We start from the raw sequence: 18,375 nt of genomic DNA, 5'->3' as shown, positions 1-18,375 counted from the left end.
GTCATGACCCGGTCCGAGCTTATTGCCGAGCTGGCTGCGGCTTATCCTCATCTGCTTACTCGCGATATCGAACGTATTGTTCACGCGGTATTTGACGAGATAGGGGCGGCTCTGTCTCGTGGAGACCGCGTTGAACTGCGCGGCTTTGGCGCTTTTCTGCCTCGTGAGAGAGCTGCCAGAACGGGACGCAATCCCCGGACAGGAGATGTGGTCCCGGTGGAAGAAAAGAGCGTACCTTTTTTCAAGGTTGGAAAAGAGCTTAGAGAACGGGTCAATCAGCGTCTCTCCCTTCAGAAAACTGATGACTGAATTCGCTGTGGCCATCTGGCCACCAGGTGTCATGTGGAATGGATGTGGGAGGCGATGGGTCTGGTCTGAAAAGAGTGTTTCAGGGTAGGATCGCCGTATGAAGCGTATTTCCCGGAACCGGTCTTTGCTTTTCAGGTCTGCCAGCATGTCACTGCTGGGTCTGGCTCTGTTGATGCATTCGCTGTCCCTAGCATTTGGAAGCACATCGGCATTCCCGGGCCAGCGGCATCATCATCACGTGAACGCCCGACATAAAGTGATTCAGGGCGGGAGATGCCGTCAGTTTGCGTCAGGTGTGATTGTCCCAGAGCAAATGCCGGGTAGTTTTCGCCATTTGGGCAGAGGCAGTGGTTTTGCGCCTGTAGGGGAAGCAGTATTTCGTTCCAGCAACCGTCTGTCCCCGTGCCCGTCTGTTCATGGGCGTCGGGGCTGAGAAGACCGGATTTGCTGCTGCAGTTTAGTCCTGCCCCTTCAGATTGCTAATTTCCGAAAGAAGAAAATCCCGGAATACGGCGATACGCTTGGATGTGCGCAGTTCTTCCGGATACACAAAATAGGCTTCAACCAGCGGCACCTGCTGCTGAGGCAGGATCCTGACTAGATCGGGATATCCCGTAGCCGCGTAAAGGGGTAGGGAACCGATGCCTGTGCCGGCCGCGATGGCATTCGCCACGGCGGAGATATTGTTGATGGCCAGACGGCGGCTTCCCTGACGGGCTACGCCTTCTTGCCGAAGCAGATCTAGCAGCCAGTTCACGTTAGGCAGGGGCAGATGCCATCCTGCGAAACTGATGATCTGATGATTCGCCAGATCTTCAAGAGACTGTGGTGTGCCGTGGCGTTTCAGATATTCCGCACTGGCGTAAATGGGCATGGGGAAGTTTGCGAGGTGCCGCTGAACAAGATCCGGCTGCGTGGGAGGATGGAGACGAATTGCCACATCGGCTTCACGCATGCCCAGATCCAGATCCGCGTCTTCAAGAAGAAGCGTAACCTCGATATCCGGATGTAGTTCCAGAAAACGGTTCAGACGCGGAGACAGCCACGACAGACCGAATCCGGTCGTCGTGGTGATTTTGATTTTTCCTGCCGCGCGTTCCTTGCTTTCGCTCAGGAAAGCCTGGGTCAGCGCAAGTTTCGAGAAAACCTCCCGTACCGTGCGGTTCAGCACGTCGCCCTGTTCCGTCAGAATCAGGCCGCGGGCATGCCGATGGAACAGCGGCACTCGCAGAACGTCTTCAAGGGCTGAAATTTGGCGTGAGACCGCTGACTGACTCAGTCCCAGCCGGTCGCCGGCATGGGTGAAGGAACCGGCTTCGGCCACGGCATGGAAAATCCGCAGCTTGTCCCAGTCCATCTGGTTTTCTCCCCGTTCGCCAATGCGACGGTCCTCGTCCTTCTTACCCATACGTCCCGGCGTTGTCCGTCAAGATATGTCGTTGATTGGTCGAAACTGTCTGAACCGCGGGCGAGGGTCAAGTTTTTGTCATGGCAGGTATGCCAGAAAGATATCGTTCTGCCTCGAGAGCTGCCATACAGCCCGTTCCGGCAGCGGTAACTGCCTGTCGGAAAATACGATCCTGAATGTCTCCGGCGGCAAAAACACCCTTTACCGAGGTTGCAGTTCCACTGCTTTCGGTCAGGATGTAGCCATCTTCGTCACAGGCGACTTCTTTCCGGAACGGCCCTGCATTGGGAGTATGGCCGATAGCAATGAAAAGACCATCAATGGCAAGACGGGACGTTGCACCGGTTAGTGTGTCTTTCAGTTCTACGCCGCACACGACTTCAGGGTCGCCGGAGCCGAGAACCTCTTCAACGGCTTGATTCCAGTGGACTTCAATTTTCGGATTGGAAAACAGACGCTCCTGCAGGATGCGTTCTGCCCGAAGGTGATCCCTGCGATGGATCAGATGAACCCTGTCGGCGTGATGGGTCAGATAAAGAGCTTCCTCGACCGCCGTATTCCCCCCCCCGACGACCGCAACTGTCTTCCCACGATAGAAGAAGCCGTCACAGGTCGCGCAGGCTGAGACGCCCCCGCGCTGGAGGCGCTTTTCCGACTCGAGACCGAGCCATTTAGCCTGCGCGCCCGTCGCGATCACGACCGTACGCGCCCGGAACTCATCACCCGAATCGCCGGTAAGATGGAAATATCCATCCGGCCCCGGTCCATTTTTGAGATCCGCATGTACGATCAGATCGTAGATCAGACGTGTTCCAACATGTTCGGCCTGCGTCCGCATCTGCTCCATCAGCCATGGTCCCTGCACAGGAGTCGCGAAGCCAGGATAATTTTCCACGTCAGTTGTGATGGTCAGCTGGCCGCCAGGCTGCATGCCGGTAACGAGAATCGGCTTTAGGCTTGCACGGGCGGCATAGATTGCCGCTGTATAACCAGCGGGGCCGGCTCCGACGACCAGCAGATCCGTGTGATGGATTTCGGGCATGATGGCTCCTCATAGGGTCTCTGGCCTCCTCATATAGAGACTTCGGACGCATGTGCCATCTTTGCGGATCATGTCACGTGCCATATACGTCGGATTGAAATGAACGCTTCTTCTCACTCTGCACCGATTGAACTTGATGCCATTGATCGGCAGATCATTGCCGAACTCCAGGTCGATGGACGCATGACCAATGTGGAATTGGCCCGGCGGACGGGCATTTCCGCACCGCCCTGCCTGCGGCGTGTCCGGCGCCTTGAGGAGTTGGGAATTATTCGGGGGTATCATGCTGAGGTGGACGCTCCGCTGTTGGGTTGGTCCCTCAATTTTTATGCGCTGATCGGTCTGGAGAGTCAGAAGGGAAGTGTTCTGGAAGCTTTCGAGGCGCAGGTAGGCGCCTGGCCTGAAACCCGGGAGTGCCACATGATCCGTGGCGGTGGCGATTTTCTCGTTCGTCTTGTCGCTCGTGATGCAGCGCATCAGAATGCGCTGACGCGTCTGCTGACTGACAGCCCCCATGTGGTACGCGTCCAGACGCTCCAGACCATTCACACAAGCCGTGATCTCGCCGGCGTTCCGATCTGACGTCTGACCCATGACAGTGTCAGGGCCGATGCTTCTTCCGGCCGAACTGAGCATCGTCATCCCGTGCTACAATGAAGTTGCCAATGTGGCACCCATGGTTGTGGCTCTGGACGAAGCCCTTGTTGGCCAGAAATGGGAAGTCATTTTCGTCGATGACAGTTCCCCTGATGGAACGGCCAGTGAAGTACGCCGCCTATCGCAGTTGGATCCACGCGTCCGAATCCTCTGTCGTGTCGGACGACGGGGACTCTCCTCCGCCGTCATTGAGGGCGTGCTCTCTTCCAGTGCGCCTTTGGTGGCGGTGATGGACGGGGATCTTCAGCATGACGAGGCAATTCTGCTGGAGATGCTCACGCGGCTGCAGGCGGGTGCCGAAATCGTCGTGGCGAGTCGTCACGTTGAGGGGGGCGACAATTCCGGCCTGTCCGGTCACTGGCGAGAACTGCTCTCCAATACGGGAATTCGGGCGGCACAGGCCATTATGCCGCATCGCCTGAGTGATCCGATGAGCGGATTTTTCGCCATCCGCCGCGATCTGTTCGAGGTCCTGCTGCCTCATTTGTCCGGAACCGGCTTCAAGATCCTGCTTGATCTCGTCATGTCCGCACCGCGTAGCGTGCGTATTGTGGAAGTGCCGTTTGTTTTCCGTCCTCGCCTGGCCGGCGAAAGCAAACTCGACATCGTCGTGCTGCTTCAGTTCGCAACCATGCTCATCGATAAGCTGACCCGAGGCTGGCTACCCACACGGTTCATGGCCTTCGCTCTCGTCGGGCTGATCGGGGTAGGGGTCAATGTAGCGGTGTTGGATATCGCCGGAGCGTGCGGGCTCAGTTTCTCGTGGTCACAACTGGCCGGGACCGCGGTTGCCATTCTCACGAACTTTCTGCTCAACAACCGCTTTACATACCATGATCGTACTCTTCGCGGCGCAGACTTCTGGAGGGGGCTGATCATATTTGTTGCCGTCTGCTCGCTCGGTGCAGTGGCTAATATTGGAATTGCCCGCATGATGCTCGACAGTGCAGGCCATGGACACTGGGACCGTTCGTCTGCCGTCGGAGCCGTTGTGGGGGTGGTGTGGAACTATGCTGTCTCTTCCACGCTCGTGTGGCGCTGACATCTTGAGTGAAGCCTCAACGTCTGTCCGCTGGTTCTGGGGGCTCCTTGGGGGATTGACCGTCCTTCGGCTGCTTCTTGCTGCAAATGTCCCGTTGACTCCTGACGAAGCGTACTACTGGGTCTGGTCCCGGAGTCTTCAGTGCGGCTATCTGGACCATCCTTTCATGGTGGCGCTCTGGATCCGTGCTGGTACCTGGATCGCAGGAAACACGCCCCTGGGGGTTCGTCTTCTGGGGCCGCTCTCGGTGTTGCCAGGAAGCTGGGCTCTTTATCATGCGGCGCGGCGGCTTTTGCCGTCCTTTGCATGGCCCCAGTCAGGCCTCAAGGTGGCGCTTCTGCTGAATGCGACCCTCATGCTCGGTCTTGGGGCGGCAACCATGACGCCCGATACGCCCCTTCTGTTTTTTGTTACCCTGTTCCTCTACACGCTTAGTCGCGCCATTGATCCGACACTGACAGCACGCGGGGCCATTCCCTGGTGGCTAGGATCCGGCATTCTGCTCGGACTCGCATTTGACTCGAAATATACGGCTGTTCTGATCGGGCTGGGACTGGGAGGCGCCGTTCTCAGTACCGCGCGCCTGCGTCGACAGCCTGGGCCGTGGCTTGCCATTCCCGCTCTTGCGGTAACGATGCTTCCCGTCATCCTGTGGAACGCCCATAATCACTGGGCCAGCTTTCTGAGACAGGGTGGCCGTGCGGGCGACTGGCGTCCAGCGCGCGCCATGCAGTTTATCGGTGAATTGCTGGGAGGACAGATCGGGCTGGCGACGCCTCTGATCTTTATTCTGTTTGTCATGGGGCTTTGGGCCTGCATCAGACGCAACAGGCTTCTGGCCTGGATGGCTCTGGTTCCTGTTGTGGTCTTTGGAACGCACGCTTTGGGGGATCGAGTTCAGCCGAACTGGCCCGCCGTTATCTATCCCGTTCTCGCTCTGGCCGCTCTGGAAGCTGGGTGGCGTATAAAACCGGCTGTCATCAGCGGTTTCCTGGTGACGCTTTTTGTGTCCATTCAGGCCCTTTTTTCCCCTCTTCATCTGATACCACATCGGGATCCGGTCTTGCGTCTCACCGGCGGATGGAGTGCTTTTTCCAAGGCGGTTGCGCTGAAAGCCCGTTCAGAAGGGGCTACTGCGCTTGCCGTTGACGACTATGGGCTGGCTGCCCGCCTCGCGTTTACGCAGAATATTCTCCCTGTGGTGGGAACGGATTCCCGTTGGAGACTGTTTCGTTTTCCCTCAACCTCTTCCCCCAGAGCCATCAGGATCGAGGAGCAACGACATGCGGCACCTGTCGATCAATCGGCCACACTGTGCCGGAACGTCCGGGGTCAACCCATACGCTGCTACAGTCTGAGTTCTCCCGAAGAGGTCGTTGGCGCGCAGCTTCCTGGGCCTTCTTAAACCTCTCCTTAAGACTCGGCTGCCATACTGCCCCTATTCAGGAGGCAGGATGTCTAATCAGAATGGCAAGGAGGCTCGGAAGATCATCATCAAGCGCTTTGATGTGGTCGCGGGCGGGCATCATGGCGGTGCATGGAAAATTGCTTATGCCGATTTTGTAACGGCCATGATGGCGTTCTTTCTGGTGATGTGGTTGATCAATGCCACGACCGAGGAGCAGCGCAAGGGTATTGCAAACTTCTTCAATCCCATGGCGATCTGGAAAGATATGCCGCCGCCGGTGGACAATGTTCTGCCAGCCGCGCCCGAGCCCGTCTCTCTGGAAACTAAAGCCGTGGCTCTCACGCCTGGGAAAGACCAGTATGGAAAACCTCTCCAGGGTGCTGCTACGGCTCGACAGGGCAGGGAGCAGAATGCTTCAAGTGTTCATACGGCCCAGATCGTCGTTCTGCATGACAGCCAGATTCAGCCCGGGGAGCCTCCAGTAGCTCCTCCGGCCCTCAAGGCTGAGCAGGAAGCACGGGCCGATGCTGCCAAAAAGATTCAGGCGCTGATCAGCAACACGCCTGCTCTCGCTGATATGCGATCCCAGGTTTCCGTTACTGTCGGCGACGATGGGCTGCATATCCAGATTGTTGATTCTGACCATCAACCGATGTTTGCGATGGGGCAGTCTTCCCCTGATCCGCATGCCGTGAAACTGCTTCGGGCTATTGTCCCCTATCTTGAAAAGCTTCCTGGAAAGCTCTCCATCGCTGGATATACCGATGCTACTCCATATAGGCTCGGACAACTCAGTAACTGGAGCCTTTCCAGTTCGCGGGCTGTCGCCGTAAGGGATCTCGTTGTGCAAAGCGGATTTCCAGACGGGCGCCTTAAATCTGTCAGCGGTTACGCTGATCGCAATCTTTTAGATGCCATCCATCCTCTCAGTCCCAGCAACCGTCGGATTGTGCTGATGCTGTCCCCCGATATTTCTCAGTAAATTCAAAAATCAGGAAATTTCCGGATGTTCATTATTATCGGTCTGGTTGTTGTTCTGGGCTGTGTGTTCGGATCGTTCGTAGCTTCGGGGGGAGCCATCGGGCCTCTCGTATCCTCAATGCCTTTCGAACTGCTGACCATTCTCGGAGCTGCGGTTGGAACCTTCCTGATGGCCAATTCCATTGCCGCCGTGAAGCATCTGCCTGGCGGCATTAAAAAAGCGATAAAGGGCTCCCAGTATACCCGATCGGATTATGTCGATCTTTTGAGCCTGTTGTTTCATATCGCCAAGATGGCGTCTTCAAAAGGTTTCATGGCGTTGGAATCCCATATTGAGGATCCGCAGGGGAGCACTGTTTTCGGTGCATTTCCCAAAATTCGTGATAACCCTCACATCTGTTCCTTCATCTGCGATTACCTTCGGATGGCGGGAATGAATGCGACTGATCCCTATCAGATGGATGAAGTCATGGGGAATGAGCTGAAAAAAAACATGCGTGAGGAAATGCATCTTCCGCACGCGCTTCAGTCTGTATCCGATGCACTGCCGGCGCTGGGTATTGTTGCGGCCGTTCTGGGTGTCATCAAGACAATGGCCTCGATCAGCAAGCCACCTATTATCCTCGGCGAGATGATTGCAGGAGCGCTGGTGGGAACGTTCCTTGGCATTCTTCTGGCCTATGGAATCGTTGCCCCCATTGCGAGCCGTCTGGGTGGCGTGGTTGAGGAGGAAGCGTCTTATCTTGATCTCGTTCGTTCGGTTGTCGTGGCTCATCTTCAGGGAAATGCGCCGCAGGTCAGTGTGGAGATCGGTCGCAAGAGTATTCCCTCCGATCTCATGCCAAGCTTTCAGGAAGTCGAGGAGGCAGTCAGCGCAGCGGCGGTGGCCTGATCGTCCGCTTGTCTTTACGATGCCGTTATTGTCGGCATCGTAAAGGCTATTTATGTTTCCTGTTTTTGCGAGAGCGGTTTGTCTGTCTCTCTCCATTCTGCCTCTGACGGCATACGCTGGAACGATCTCTGTTCCTTCTCCCTCAGAACTCGATCGGACAGACGGCAGTAAGGCTCTGGCATGGGTAAAGGCACAAAATGCTCATACAGAGTCGGTGCTTGCGTCCGATCCCCGTTACAAACCTCTTTATAGTAAAATCCTGACTGCTGAGCAGTCACCAGCGCGTCTTGCGGCTCCTCATCAGCAGGGTGGCGAAATCTGGAATTTCTGGCAGGACAAAGCGCATGTGCGCGGGATCTGGCGTAGTGCTTCTCCCGCTTCCTTTAATTCCGGGCATCCGCAATGGCGGGAGCGTTTCGATCTGGATGCTCTGGCCCGGGCAGAACATGCTAATTGGGTTATGGAAGGGCTCGACTGCCTCGCCCCACAGGAACGTCTCTGCCTTATGTCCCTCTCTCAGGCAGGAGAGGACGCTCATGTCGTCCGTGAATATGATACGCAGAAGAATACTTTCTTACCGGATGGTTTTGTCCTGCCTTCAGGCAAACAGAGTGTAACGTGGGTTGATGCCGATACGCTTCTTGTTGCGCGTGACTGGGGAGCCGGCAGTGCTGGGCTGACGCAGTCAGGCTATCCTTATTCCGTGCGACTGCTGCATCGTGGCCAGACCCTGTCCCAGGCCGTGGAGATCTATCGTGGAAAACGCACGGACATGGATGTTTCACCAGAGAGCTTGCGTGACGACAAAGGACATCAACTTTTTCTTGTAAGCCGTCATAAGGATTTCTTTCATACAGAACTCCGTCTTTTCGATCCCTCAACCCGCACCCTGTCTGTTCTGTCCCTGCCAGAAAAATATGACAGCCTCTCCTATTTCGATGGTCGATTGATCTTGCATCTGCTTCAGGACTGGTCTGTTGGCGGTCGAACGATCAATGCGGACAGTATTGTCGCCCTGGATCCTCAAAGCCCTGCTCAGCCACAGCTCGTTCTTTCCCCGACTTCCCGTCAGACCATCGGGGATGGAATGGGGGACGCGATGGCTGTCACCAGAGACGGGCTGGCGGTTGTTCTGTATGATAATGTTCAGCCTGTTCTGAAGCTGTATAGACGGAACGAGGCGGGGGAATGGACGGCCCATACCATTTCGCTTCCCCGGAACATGGCCGCGGAAATCGTTTCGTCAGATCCTACGCTGTCACAGGCTTATCTTCAGATGGAAGGCTTCATACAACCGCCCCAGCTCTGGGGACTGGATACGGCATCGCAGTCTGTGCGCCCCATTTACAGGCAACCCGATCTTTTTGAGGCTTCCGGACTGACGGTCGAGCAGATGTCGGCCACAAGCGTCGATGGAACGGCAGTTCCTTATTTCATCGTGCACCCAAAGGACTGGCAGCGGGACGGTGTGAGGCCGACGCTGATGACGGCCTATGGCGGCTTCGGGCTATCCTACCTTCCTGTATATCATCCCGATCTTGGGATCACGTGGTTCAATCGGGGAGGCGTCTATGTGATGGCCAATATCCGTGGTGGCGGCGAATTCGGGCCTGTATGGCATGAAGCGGCCCGGCGGGAGGGGCGCCAGAAGGCATATGATGACTTCGCGGCCGTAGCCCGGGATCTGATCGCGCGTCACATCACGTCTCCTCGGCATCTCGGGTTGCGTGGCCGCTCCAATGGCGGGCTTCTTGCAGGCGTGGAATTTACCCAGCATCCGGATCTATGGAATGCGGCGATCATTGGCGTGCCGCTTCTGGATATGATGAACTATGAACAGATGGCGGCGGGTGCATCCTGGGCGGCGGAATATGGGAGTATTTCAGAGCCCGGTCCGCGCGCTTTCTGGGAGAAGATGTCACCTTTACAGGCTTTGAAACCCGGTATTTCATATCCGGAGCCATTTATTTTCACCTCGACGAGGGATGATCGTGTAGGGCCCGTCCATGCCCGCAGATTCGCCGCACGCCTTGAGAGCCTGCATCTGCCATTCCTCTATTATGAGGACGTCGAGGGTGGTCATGCCGGAACGGTCAACGCTGCGGAAGTGGCGCATGAGCGTGCGCTTGAGGCCATTTATCTCAGTCGGAAGCTGATGGACGCGCCCTGAACCGTGTTTTTTTTGTCTTCCCTGTCTGTTTAGCGCAGGCAGGGAAGACGTACGGCGTCCATTTCTGACGGATATAAAAAAAGGCCACGTCCCAAGACGCGGCCTTTTATCGTTCGGGTAACGGGAAGACTTAGAAGCCTTCGCGCTCCAGACGCTTGCGCTCCATCTTGCGGGCGCGACGAACAGCTTCAGCTGCTTCGCGGGCGCGCTTCTCGGAGGGCTTTTCGAAGTGGCGACGCAGCTTCATCTCACGAAATACGCCTTCGCGCTGCATCTTCTTCTTGAGCGCCTTGAGCGCCTGGTCAACATTGTTGTCACGAACGAGAACCTGCACGGTGCCGTCAACTCCTTATGGGCCCGCTCTTCAGCGCCACCCGTGATATGGCATTCCAACTAAGGATCGTGGCCTTAACACATCTTTCGGCGGGAACGCAATTCCCTCAGTCGCGCTTGAATGGATTATTCCTAGAGCGCACTCTGCCGTACCACTGATTCCACTCCCTCTTTAAGGACAGACAGTTTTATGACCCTGCTCAAGATCGCCCGGATGGGGAATGTCGTCTTGAATCAGGTGGCGCAGCCGGTTTCCGACCCGAAAGCTCCGGAAATCCAAGCCCTGATAGCGGACATGCTGGAAACGATGTCTGATGCCCGTGGCGCAGGGCTTGCAGCGCCCCAGGTGCATCGGTCCCTGCGTCTGTTCGTTTATCATGTTCCGACGAACCGCGTGGAGAATCCTGACGACGCATTGCTGCCGCGCGTTCTGATCAACCCCGAGATTACGCCGGTCGGTAACGAGATGATGGTCTGCAGCGAAGGATGCCTTTCGATTCCGGGACTTCGGGCGGATGTGCCGCGGTATGCGACGGTCCGGTATTCCGGACTGGACGAAAGGGGCGAGCTGGTTGAAGGGGAAGCAACGGGTTTTCACGCCAATGTGCTTCAGCATGAAAACGATCATCTGAACGGGATTCTATACCCGCAGCGAATTACGGATTTCGATCGCTTCGGATATGTGGAGGAAATCGTTCGGTGAACTCCAGAGGTATGGATGTTCCCTCTTCGGCTGCTTCTGCGCATCTGTATCTGCGTGAAGACCGTATCCGCCAGTCCTATGAAGCGATGATGCTGGCATGGCGCATCATGAATGCCGAATGCGAAATTCGTCTGCGTGAAAAAGGACTTGGATCTGCGCACCACCGTATTCTCTTTCTGACGGCCGCCCACCCAGGCATAACGCCGGGCGCGCTCCTCAACAGCCTTGGTATTACCAAACAGTCCTTAGGGCGCGCTCTGGGCGATCTCCGTGAGCGCAGACTATTGATACAGGAAGAGGACCGTCATGACCGCCGCAGACGTCCGTTGCGGCTGACGGAAGCCGGAGAGCAGCTTGAGCGTGAACTGTTCCTCATAATCCGTGACGTCATGACACGCGCCTATCGTGAAGCCGGCATGAGTGCAGTTGAAGGCTATCGACGGGTTCTGACAGCACTTCAACCTCCAGAGGAGTATCCGGGTCGATGAGTGACGAGCATATTCTGGTCGTCGATGACGATCCTCGTCTTCTGCGTTTGCTTCAGCGCTATCTTTCGGAAAACGGGTACCGTGTCAGCACGGCCCTTGATGCCGGATCTGCGCGCGAGGTTCTTGCGCGTATTCAGCCTGATGCACTTGTTCTGGATGTAACGATGCCGGGCGAGGACGGCCTGTCATTGACCAACAGTCTGCGCAGGGATGGTCTGTCGCTACCGATCCTGCTCCTTACCGCCCGTGGGGAGCCTGCGGACAGAATTGGTGGACTGGAGGCCGGCGCGGATGACTATCTTGGCAAGCCGTTCGAGCCTCGGGAGCTTCTGTTGCGTCTGAGAGCGCATCTGCGGCGTGTCGTGCCCTCTCTGCCAGCTGTGAATGAACTGCCGGAGACGCTTCGCCTCGGGGAGCTGGAATTCGATATCAAGCGCGGCCTGCTCAGCGGTCCCGAAGGTCCGGTTCATCTGACGGGAGGGGAAGCGGCCCTGCTGGGGGTTCTGACAAGCCAGCCCGGAACCGTACTGTCCCGTGAGGCCATCGCGCGCGCGCTCGACATGGACGAGATCGGCGAACGTGCTGTGGATGTTCAGGTGACACGCCTGCGTCGTCGTATTGAGGTCGATCCCAAGGAGCCGCGTTTTCTTCATACCGTTCGTGGAAAAGGCTATGTTCTCAAACCCGGACGCTGACCCCATCGCCGGGCGTGACGATGCCTGGCAGAGGCTGGACCGTCCTCTCAGGCGTCTGCTGCCGCGCTCCCTCATGGGGCGTTCGATGCTTATCGTGCTCATCCCGCTTCTGGTCACGCAGGCGATCGCGCTGGGCCTGTTTTACGGGACCTATCTGAATGTCGTTTCCCGACGCCTGTCGGACGGCGTTACGGGCGAGATTTCGCTCGTCATGGCGATGATCGAGCATGAGCCTTTGGCCTCGAGGCGTTCGGTCGTTCTGCAGGACGCCTCATCCCGCACCCAGCTCGGCTTCACATTTCACCCCGGCGAAACTCTGTCCAGACAAGGCACCAACCACGTGCTCGGTCCGGTGGATGATGATTTTGCCCGTTCAATCCAGCAGAGTCTGGGGCGTGCCTATGATGTGGACTGGTCGGAATCGCCGCAGACGGTACGGGCTTCCATTCAGCTTTCCGATGGCGTGATGGTTGTCATGGTCCCGATCAAGCGTCTGAACATTGGGCCGATTTGGCTGTTTGTCGTTTGGGCGGTCAGCAGTTCCATTCTGCTTTTCCTGATCGCGGGGCTCTTCATGCGTAATCAGGTCCGGGCCATACGCCGGCTGGGTCACGCGGCGGAACTGTTCGGGATGGGACGGGATCAGGGAGCGATTCGCCCTCAGGGTGCCCGGGAGGTGCGTCAGGCTGCTGTCGCGTTCAATCGCATGCAGGCGCGTGTCAACCGTTTTGTGGCGCAGAGAACGGCTGTTTTGGCGGGTGTGTCACACGATCTACGGACACCTCTGACTCGTCTGCGTTTGACGGTGGCCATGATCCCGACCACAGGGCTGATCCGTGCAGAAAATCTTGCACCGGATCTTGCAGATATGGTTGCCGATATTGAGGATATGGAGCGCCTGATCGGAAGTTATCTGTCGTTCGCGCGCGGAGAGGGGGCGGAGGAGCCTGTTCCGATCGACCTTCGGGGCATGCTGGATGATGTGGCCGTCGCAACGGTGCGTGCTGGAGGGAGGGTTCTGGGGGTTGAAGGCCGCGAAGGGGTTGAAGCCATTGTGCGTCCTGACGCCTTGAGACGGGTGCTGACGAATCTCGCGGAAAATGCGCGTCGCCATGGAGGCGCCATGCGCTTCTCCCTGCGCGAAGGAGAGCGGAGCATTGAAATTACAATAGAGGATGATGGCCCCGGCCTTCCCGCCGACCGACGTGCCGCGATTTCCGAACTCAGGGAAACCGCCCCAGGCACGGACGGAAAAGGTGGTCTAGGCCTGACAATCGTGCGGGACATCATTCATGCCCATGGCGGTTCCATTCGTTTGATGGAAAGTCCGCTGGGCGGTCTGAGGGTCCTGCTGGAGCTTCCTAAATAATCAGCTCCGCAAGATTTCAGGGAAGCGTATTACCAGCACCACCATTGCCTGTGCCCTGACCGCCCATCGGTCCGGTGCTGCCGCCGAACTGGCTACTCATGCCGCTCATCGGGTTGTAGCGGCCCACATTGCCCAGCAGCTCCTGCAGAATGGAAGAGCTTGTTCCCGGCGTCGGCGTCTTCGCGCCGACCATGCCGACATACATGGCGTTCTTCTTGTTCAGAGTGTCCATTTTGCGCAGGACACCCCCGTTGTCGAAGTTCAGGACCACAACCTGCTGTTTCTTCACGCTCGGGAAGGTCAGTGGCGTCGGCGACGTGATCATGGAGACATAGATCCATGTATTGTCATCGAACGTGGCGTGCGCTGTGGGCGAACCCAGAAGGTCAAGCACGTCCGAGCGGGTGCTCGTTCCCGGAACGAGCTGGGCATAGTCGGTTTTTTCGATCAGTGAGCCTCGGGGCTCGGGAATGGGTGAAAAGAACGAACATCCGGCGAGCAGCAGTGGAACGCATGTGAGTCCCGCCTGTGCAAAGCGGCGAAAGCGGCGTGTTCTGCTTGGGGACGTCAGGGAAGATGCGTTATTCATGGATCCGGAAACTATCCTGTGCAAGAGAACGGCTCTAAATGAGCGCGTGCCCGATCGGCGCCTGCATGTCAACGATTTCCCCCGCTTTCCGGGGGGTGGAGTGTCTGAATGTCCCATTCGCCCGAATTTTCCCGACGCATCCCGTTTAACCGGCTGGGATCAGGGCTGGACGAGACGATCGAGGCATCTGCTTCCGAGCGCAGGGCGCTTGCCGCCAGGTTAGGCATTCCTGACATTGAGACCCTGACATGCCGTTTTCATCTGACACCGTCCGAGAACCGCAGTGTGCTGGCCGAAGGCATTCTTTCGGCGAAGGTCACGCAGATCTGCGTTATCACGTCCGAGCCGTTCGAAGATGTCCTATCAGAAACCTTCTTCCTGCGCTTTATTCCTGCCGAGGATATGCCTGAAGACGAATTTGATATCGACTCCCTGGATATGGATGGTCCTGACGAGGTTCCCCATGACGGAAAAGGGATCGATATCGGCGAGGCAGCGGCGGAGCAGCTTGCCCTGATGCTTGACCCCTATCCGCGCAAACCGGGCAGTGGTCTCGAAAATGCAGTTGACGTCGCTCCCTCGGAAGGGGAAGAAGGAACACAGTTGTCTGGCGAGGAGCCGGATGGTCCGCGCCGTCCCAATCCGTTTTCGGCACTCTCAGTCCTGAAAAACGGGGGCAGGAAAGAATAAAATCCCACGTCTGGCTTGCGGGTTTGTCCTGGCTCTGCTAGAGCCGCCGGCCTGAACTCGACGTGATTGCGAGACGACGAATAACAGGGCACCGGATGCCGCGGGGAGCGGAGCAGGGGTGCCGACATTGAAGCAGAAAGAGGCATAAAAGCCATGGCCGTCCCTAAGAGAAAGACCACGCCGTCCCGTCGTGGCATGCGTCGCAGCCACCATGCCCTGGGTGCCGAGGCTCATGCAGAGTGCTCGAACTGTGGCGAGATGAAGCGTCCGCACCACGTTTGCAGCCACTGCGGTCATTATGACGGCCGCGAAGTGGTCGCTGCTGGAAACAGCGGCAAGGGCCTGAAGACCGCCGTCCGCGCCTGATCCCTATCTGCGGGTCACGATTTCCTTGGAAGTGTGACCCGCATCTGTGATGCTGTCCGGGAACTGTCTCAATGACCATAGCGCCTGTCACGCCTGAACGTGACATCGCGGCCTCCGGGCCTTACGCCCTCGCCGTCGACGCAATGGGCGGTGACAAAGCCCCGGATATCGTCCTTGCCGGACTCGATCTGGCTGCCGACCGGCACCCTAAAGCCCGTATTCTCCTGATCGGAGATGAAGAGCTTCTCAGATTGGCTCTTTCCAGGCATCCCAAAGCGGCACGCATCTGTGATATTCGCCATTCCGCTGCGAGTATTCCGATGGAAATGAAGCCCACCTCCGCACTTCGCGTCAGAGGCTCGTCCATGCGGATGGCCATGGAAGCTGTTGCCGCAGGGGAAGCGCTGGGCGTGGTCTCCGCTGGCAACAGTGGTGCCATGCTGGCGCTGGCAAAAATTATCGTCAAAGCCCTTCCGGGTATTTCCCGTCCAGCGATGGTTGCCGTACAGCCTTCCGCCCGGGGTGACGTGGTGATGCTCGATCTGGGCGCCAATATCGCTTGTGATGCACGGAACCTCGTCGAATTTGCCATTATGGGCGAAGCTTTTGCGCAGGCTGCTCTGGGTCTGCCTGCGCCCACGATTGGTCTCCTTAACGTCGGTTCGGAAGAACTGAAGGGGGATGACCGGTTGCGTGAGGCCTCCGAACGCCTTCGGTCGAGTGCTCTGTCGTCGCAGTTCCATGGCTTTGTTGAAGGTCATGACATCACCGCCGGCACCACGGATGTCATCGTCACTGACGGATTTACCGGAAATATTGCTCTCAAAACGGGTGAAGGCGCACTTAAACTGGCTTTCGGCCTGTTACGGCGCGTTTTTGAGACCAATGTCCTGACACGTCTAGGATATCTGTTGGTCAAGCCTGGTCTTGAGCGCATGCGGGAGTGGATTGATCCGCGTCGCTACAACGGTGCCCTGTTTGTTGGTCTGAACGGCATTGTCGTGAAGTCACATGGTGGCGCTGACGGGGAAAGCTTCGCCTCAGCCGTCGATGTTGCGATGGACGCTGTCACGCACCATCTGAACGACCGAATCCGTGATCGTCTGACACAGTTGGGAATGGGTGCTGTCGATCCCGTCGCTCCGGTGTCCGTCCGGGCTACCCCCGAACCTGTGAGCTAAGAAATGCCTGATTTCATTCCAGTGCGCCTGACAGGTGTCGGCGGCTATCTGCCGCGCGACATTGTCTCCAATGACGATCTTGCGGCGAAATACGGAATTGAGACCTCGGACGAGTGGATTAGGACGAGAACGGGTATTGCCCAGCGACACATCGTCTCCGGAGATGAAACGACGGCCAGCATGGCGGCAGAAGCTGCTCGGCAGGCCCTTGATTATGCAGGGGTTTCCGCTTCGGAAGTTGATTCCATTATTGTGGCGACCTCAACGCCTGATCGGGTTTTCCCGGCGGTTGCAGTACAGGTTCAGGCTATTCTCGGAATGACGAAGGGGTTCGGCTTCGACATCAGCGCTGCATGTTCGGGCTTTGTATATGCCCTGGCGACAGGATCAGCGCTCATTCAGTCCGGTCAGGCCAAGAAAGTTCTCGTGATTGGCAGTGAAGTATTTTCTCGCCTGCTGGATTGGAGCGATCGTGGAACCTGCGTTCTGTTCGGGGACGGAGCGGGCGCTGTTCTTCTCGAAGCGGGCGGCAAACAGGGTGAAGGTATCCTGTCCACACATCTGCATTCTGATGGCACCACGGGAGACATTTTGTATGTTGATGGTGCTGTGGGCTGCCCGTCCACGACACAACATCTGCGAATGCAGGGGCGTGAGGTCTTCCGTCACGCTGTCGTCAAACTGTCGCAGGCCGTGGATGAAGCTCTCGAAGCTAATGGCCTGACAGGCGAAGACATCCAATGGATGGTTCCGCATCAGGCTAATCTGAGAATTATCGACGGAATGGCCAAGAAACTTGCTCTCCCGGCGGAGCGGGTGGTCGTAACTGTTGACCGTCATGCCAATACGTCCGCAGCGTCCATCCCGCTCGCCCTCAACGAAGCCGTTCGTGACGGGCGTATCCGCAAGGGGGATCTGGTGCTGATGGAGGCGCTTGGTGGCGGTCTGACCTGGGGTTCCGCGCTGATCCGCATGTAGGGTCGCCCTGTCACAGGGGCATGTTAATGATTGATTCCTTTGACTGTTCTGAACGTCATGATACGCAAGTGTCATGAGCACAGTCACGCGCGCGAATCTCGTTGAGCATCTCTACAGTCGTGTTGGTCTATCCCGACACGATTCTTCCATGATTCTCGAAAGCCTTCTGGGCGTGATCTCGGACAGGCTTGAAGCTGGCGAGTCCGTGAAACTTAGCGGATTCGGCACTTTTTCGGTTCGCCAGAAGGGCGAGCGTATCGGCCGCAATCCCAAGACAGGTGTGGAAGTTCCCATTCTGCCGCGTGCAGTCCTGGTATTCCGGCCGTCGCAGTTGCTGAGAGATCGCATGAACGGTTCCGGAGCAGATGCAGGGGCCGAGGCGACATCTCATGACAGATAAAGCCACTGATCCAGCGGTCAGCGTTTCCTCGGGGGACGGTTTGTCGGCGTCTTCTGAAAAAGTCAGAAAAGCTCCGGACGCCTATCGGACCATCAGCGAAGTGGCCGAAGAGCTTCACATTCCGCAGCACCGTCTTCGTTCCTGGGAGACGATCTATCCGGGCGTCAAACCTTTTCGTGGGGAAAGTGGCCGGCGGTATTACAGTCCTGAGCATATCGAAACGCTCCGTCTGATTTCGGATCTGCTTTATGTTCAGGGTTACAAGGGGCAGGGGGTTCTGCGCGTTCTGCGTGAGCGGCGCTCCCGAAAGGTCCCTGCTGCTCCGGCTGTAGGGGCTGAAAGTATTCAGGCAAGCGACGTGCTCGCGGAAGCTGATACATCAGGTCATGCTCCTCCGGTCGCTAGTGAAATTGTTCCCGAAGACATGACTGTTTTCGAAAATGATCCTGTTGTGATGGAAAACGACGCTCACCGCGTCGAAGTAATATCAGATTATGAAGATGATATTGTTTTTCCCGAACATCCCGACCTTGGACCTCATAGTGCCGTAAACGAAGTGATTGACATCGCGTCAAGAAATGACAGCTTCGAAGCCGAAGCCGAAGCCGAAGCCGAAGCCGAAGCCGAAGCCGAAGCCGAAGCCGAAGCCGAAGCCGAAGCCGAAGCCGAAGCCG

General features: G+C 57.2%; 21 protein-coding genes. 17 read left to right on the top strand and 4 right to left on the bottom strand.

Features of this window, described 5'->3' with window-relative positions; translation table 11 throughout:
• Nucleotides 1-3: 3 nt before the first annotated feature.
• Nucleotides 4-309 (top strand): integration host factor subunit beta, encoded by a 306-nt coding sequence (locus GKA01_RS12610; protein ID WP_146863749.1) that lies wholly within the window; start codon nucleotides 4-6, stop codon nucleotides 307-309.
• A 457-nt stretch (nucleotides 310-766) separates the two neighbouring features.
• Here the strand turns inward: GKA01_RS12610 and GKA01_RS12600 are convergent, their stop codons facing one another.
• Complete coding sequence (locus GKA01_RS12600; protein WP_146863782.1) at nucleotides 767-1,666, bottom strand: LysR family transcriptional regulator; 900 nt, start codon at nucleotides 1,664-1,666, stop codon at nucleotides 767-769.
• Nucleotides 1,667-1,784: 118 nt separating this feature from the next.
• A complete protein-coding gene (trxB, locus tag GKA01_RS12595) occupies nucleotides 1,785-2,759 on the bottom strand; it encodes a thioredoxin-disulfide reductase (RefSeq protein WP_146863743.1) in 975 nt (324 codons plus the stop codon).
• A gap of 99 nt (nucleotides 2,760-2,858) precedes the next feature.
• Between trxB and GKA01_RS12590 the strand changes: the two genes are divergently transcribed.
• From GKA01_RS12590 to GKA01_RS12565, 6 genes are read left to right on the top strand one after another with little or no spacing between them, the layout of a single operon-like run.
• Nucleotides 2,859-3,341 carry an Lrp/AsnC family transcriptional regulator gene (locus GKA01_RS12590; RefSeq protein WP_146863740.1) on the top strand — a complete coding sequence of 161 codons (483 nt, stop codon included), beginning with the start codon at nucleotides 2,859-2,861 and terminating at the stop codon, nucleotides 3,339-3,341.
• Nucleotides 3,342-3,351: 10 nt separating this feature from the next.
• On the top strand, nucleotides 3,352-4,458 hold the full coding sequence (locus GKA01_RS12585) for a glycosyltransferase (protein WP_146863737.1): 1,107 nt from the start codon (nucleotides 3,352-3,354) through the stop codon (nucleotides 4,456-4,458).
• Nucleotides 4,459-4,462: 4 nt separating this feature from the next.
• Nucleotides 4,463-5,863 (top strand): ArnT family glycosyltransferase, encoded by a 1,401-nt coding sequence (locus GKA01_RS12580; RefSeq protein ID WP_228119783.1) that lies wholly within the window; start codon nucleotides 4,463-4,465, stop codon nucleotides 5,861-5,863.
• Between the two features lie 49 nt (nucleotides 5,864-5,912).
• Nucleotides 5,913-6,848: a flagellar motor protein MotB gene (locus tag GKA01_RS12575; RefSeq protein WP_146863731.1), complete on the top strand. Its 936-nt coding sequence runs from the start codon at nucleotides 5,913-5,915 to the stop codon at nucleotides 6,846-6,848.
• A 24-nt stretch (nucleotides 6,849-6,872) separates the two neighbouring features.
• Nucleotides 6,873-7,739, top strand: a complete 867-nt coding sequence (gene motA, locus GKA01_RS12570) for a flagellar motor stator protein MotA (RefSeq protein ID WP_146863728.1) — start codon at nucleotides 6,873-6,875, stop codon at nucleotides 7,737-7,739.
• Between the two features lie 52 nt (nucleotides 7,740-7,791).
• Nucleotides 7,792-9,909, top strand: coding sequence for a prolyl oligopeptidase family serine peptidase (locus tag GKA01_RS12565; RefSeq protein WP_146863725.1), 2,118 nt, complete (start codon nucleotides 7,792-7,794; stop codon nucleotides 9,907-9,909).
• A 130-nt stretch (nucleotides 9,910-10,039) separates the two neighbouring features.
• On the opposite strand, the gene rpsU is transcribed toward GKA01_RS12565, so the two are convergent.
• On the bottom strand, nucleotides 10,040-10,243 hold the full coding sequence (rpsU, locus tag GKA01_RS12560) for a 30S ribosomal protein S21 (RefSeq protein WP_011251722.1): 204 nt from the start codon (nucleotides 10,241-10,243) through the stop codon (nucleotides 10,040-10,042).
• Nucleotides 10,244-10,432: 189 nt separating this feature from the next.
• Between rpsU and def the strand changes: the two genes are divergently transcribed.
• The 4 genes from def to GKA01_RS12540 are packed head-to-tail and all read left to right on the top strand — an operon-like array spanning nucleotide 10,433 to nucleotide 13,497.
• Complete coding sequence (def, locus tag GKA01_RS12555; protein WP_146863722.1) at nucleotides 10,433-10,945, top strand: peptide deformylase; 513 nt, start codon at nucleotides 10,433-10,435, stop codon at nucleotides 10,943-10,945.
• A complete protein-coding gene (locus tag GKA01_RS12550) occupies nucleotides 10,942-11,433 on the top strand; it encodes a MarR family transcriptional regulator (protein WP_146863719.1) in 492 nt (163 codons plus the stop codon). Before def ends, GKA01_RS12550 begins: the two co-directional genes overlap by 4 nt.
• The gene (locus GKA01_RS12545; protein WP_146863716.1) at nucleotides 11,430-12,128 is read left to right on the top strand and encodes a response regulator; all 699 of its coding nucleotides are present in this window, start codon (nucleotides 11,430-11,432) and stop codon (nucleotides 12,126-12,128) included. The genes GKA01_RS12550 and GKA01_RS12545 overlap by 4 nt, the downstream gene beginning before the upstream one ends.
• The gene (locus GKA01_RS12540) at nucleotides 12,106-13,497 is read left to right on the top strand and encodes an ATP-binding protein (RefSeq protein WP_146863713.1); all 1,392 of its coding nucleotides are present in this window, start codon (nucleotides 12,106-12,108) and stop codon (nucleotides 13,495-13,497) included. The genes GKA01_RS12545 and GKA01_RS12540 overlap by 23 nt, the downstream gene beginning before the upstream one ends.
• Before the next feature lie 16 nt (nucleotides 13,498-13,513).
• Here the strand turns inward: GKA01_RS12540 and GKA01_RS12535 are convergent, their stop codons facing one another.
• Nucleotides 13,514-14,086, bottom strand: coding sequence for an outer membrane protein assembly factor BamE (locus tag GKA01_RS12535; RefSeq protein ID WP_146863710.1), 573 nt, complete (start codon nucleotides 14,084-14,086; stop codon nucleotides 13,514-13,516).
• A 108-nt stretch (nucleotides 14,087-14,194) separates the two neighbouring features.
• Here GKA01_RS12535 and GKA01_RS12530 point away from each other — a divergent pair, with 108 nt between their 5' ends.
• The 6 genes from GKA01_RS12530 to GKA01_RS13725 all read left to right on the top strand — a co-directional run.
• On the top strand, nucleotides 14,195-14,776 hold the full coding sequence (locus GKA01_RS12530) for a DUF177 domain-containing protein (protein WP_146863707.1): 582 nt from the start codon (nucleotides 14,195-14,197) through the stop codon (nucleotides 14,774-14,776).
• 153 nt (nucleotides 14,777-14,929) lie between these two features.
• Nucleotides 14,930-15,142, top strand: coding sequence for a 50S ribosomal protein L32 (gene rpmF / locus GKA01_RS12525; protein ID WP_146863704.1), 213 nt, complete (start codon nucleotides 14,930-14,932; stop codon nucleotides 15,140-15,142).
• 71 nt (nucleotides 15,143-15,213) lie between these two features.
• Nucleotides 15,214-16,323, top strand: coding sequence for a phosphate acyltransferase PlsX (gene plsX, locus GKA01_RS12520; protein ID WP_146863701.1), 1,110 nt, complete (start codon nucleotides 15,214-15,216; stop codon nucleotides 16,321-16,323).
• Nucleotides 16,324-16,326: 3 nt separating this feature from the next.
• Nucleotides 16,327-17,301, top strand: a complete 975-nt coding sequence (locus GKA01_RS12515; protein ID WP_146863699.1) for a beta-ketoacyl-ACP synthase III — start codon at nucleotides 16,327-16,329, stop codon at nucleotides 17,299-17,301.
• A gap of 73 nt (nucleotides 17,302-17,374) precedes the next feature.
• Nucleotides 17,375-17,701 carry an integration host factor subunit alpha gene (locus GKA01_RS12510; protein WP_146863697.1) on the top strand — a complete coding sequence of 109 codons (327 nt, stop codon included), beginning with the start codon at nucleotides 17,375-17,377 and terminating at the stop codon, nucleotides 17,699-17,701.
• Nucleotides 17,691-18,375: MerR family transcriptional regulator (locus tag GKA01_RS13725; protein ID WP_208653419.1), on the top strand; the 685-nt coding region annotated here is incomplete at its 3' end. The genes GKA01_RS12510 and GKA01_RS13725, both read left to right, overlap by 11 nt.

Origin of the sequence: Gluconobacter kanchanaburiensis NBRC 103587 (genome assembly GCF_007988905.1) — a bacterium.
Lineage (GTDB): Bacteria > Pseudomonadota > Alphaproteobacteria > Acetobacterales > Acetobacteraceae > Gluconobacter > Gluconobacter kanchanaburiensis.
Note: the sequence above shows the minus strand (reverse complement) of the source record. Positions and strands in the feature narration are given on the sequence as shown.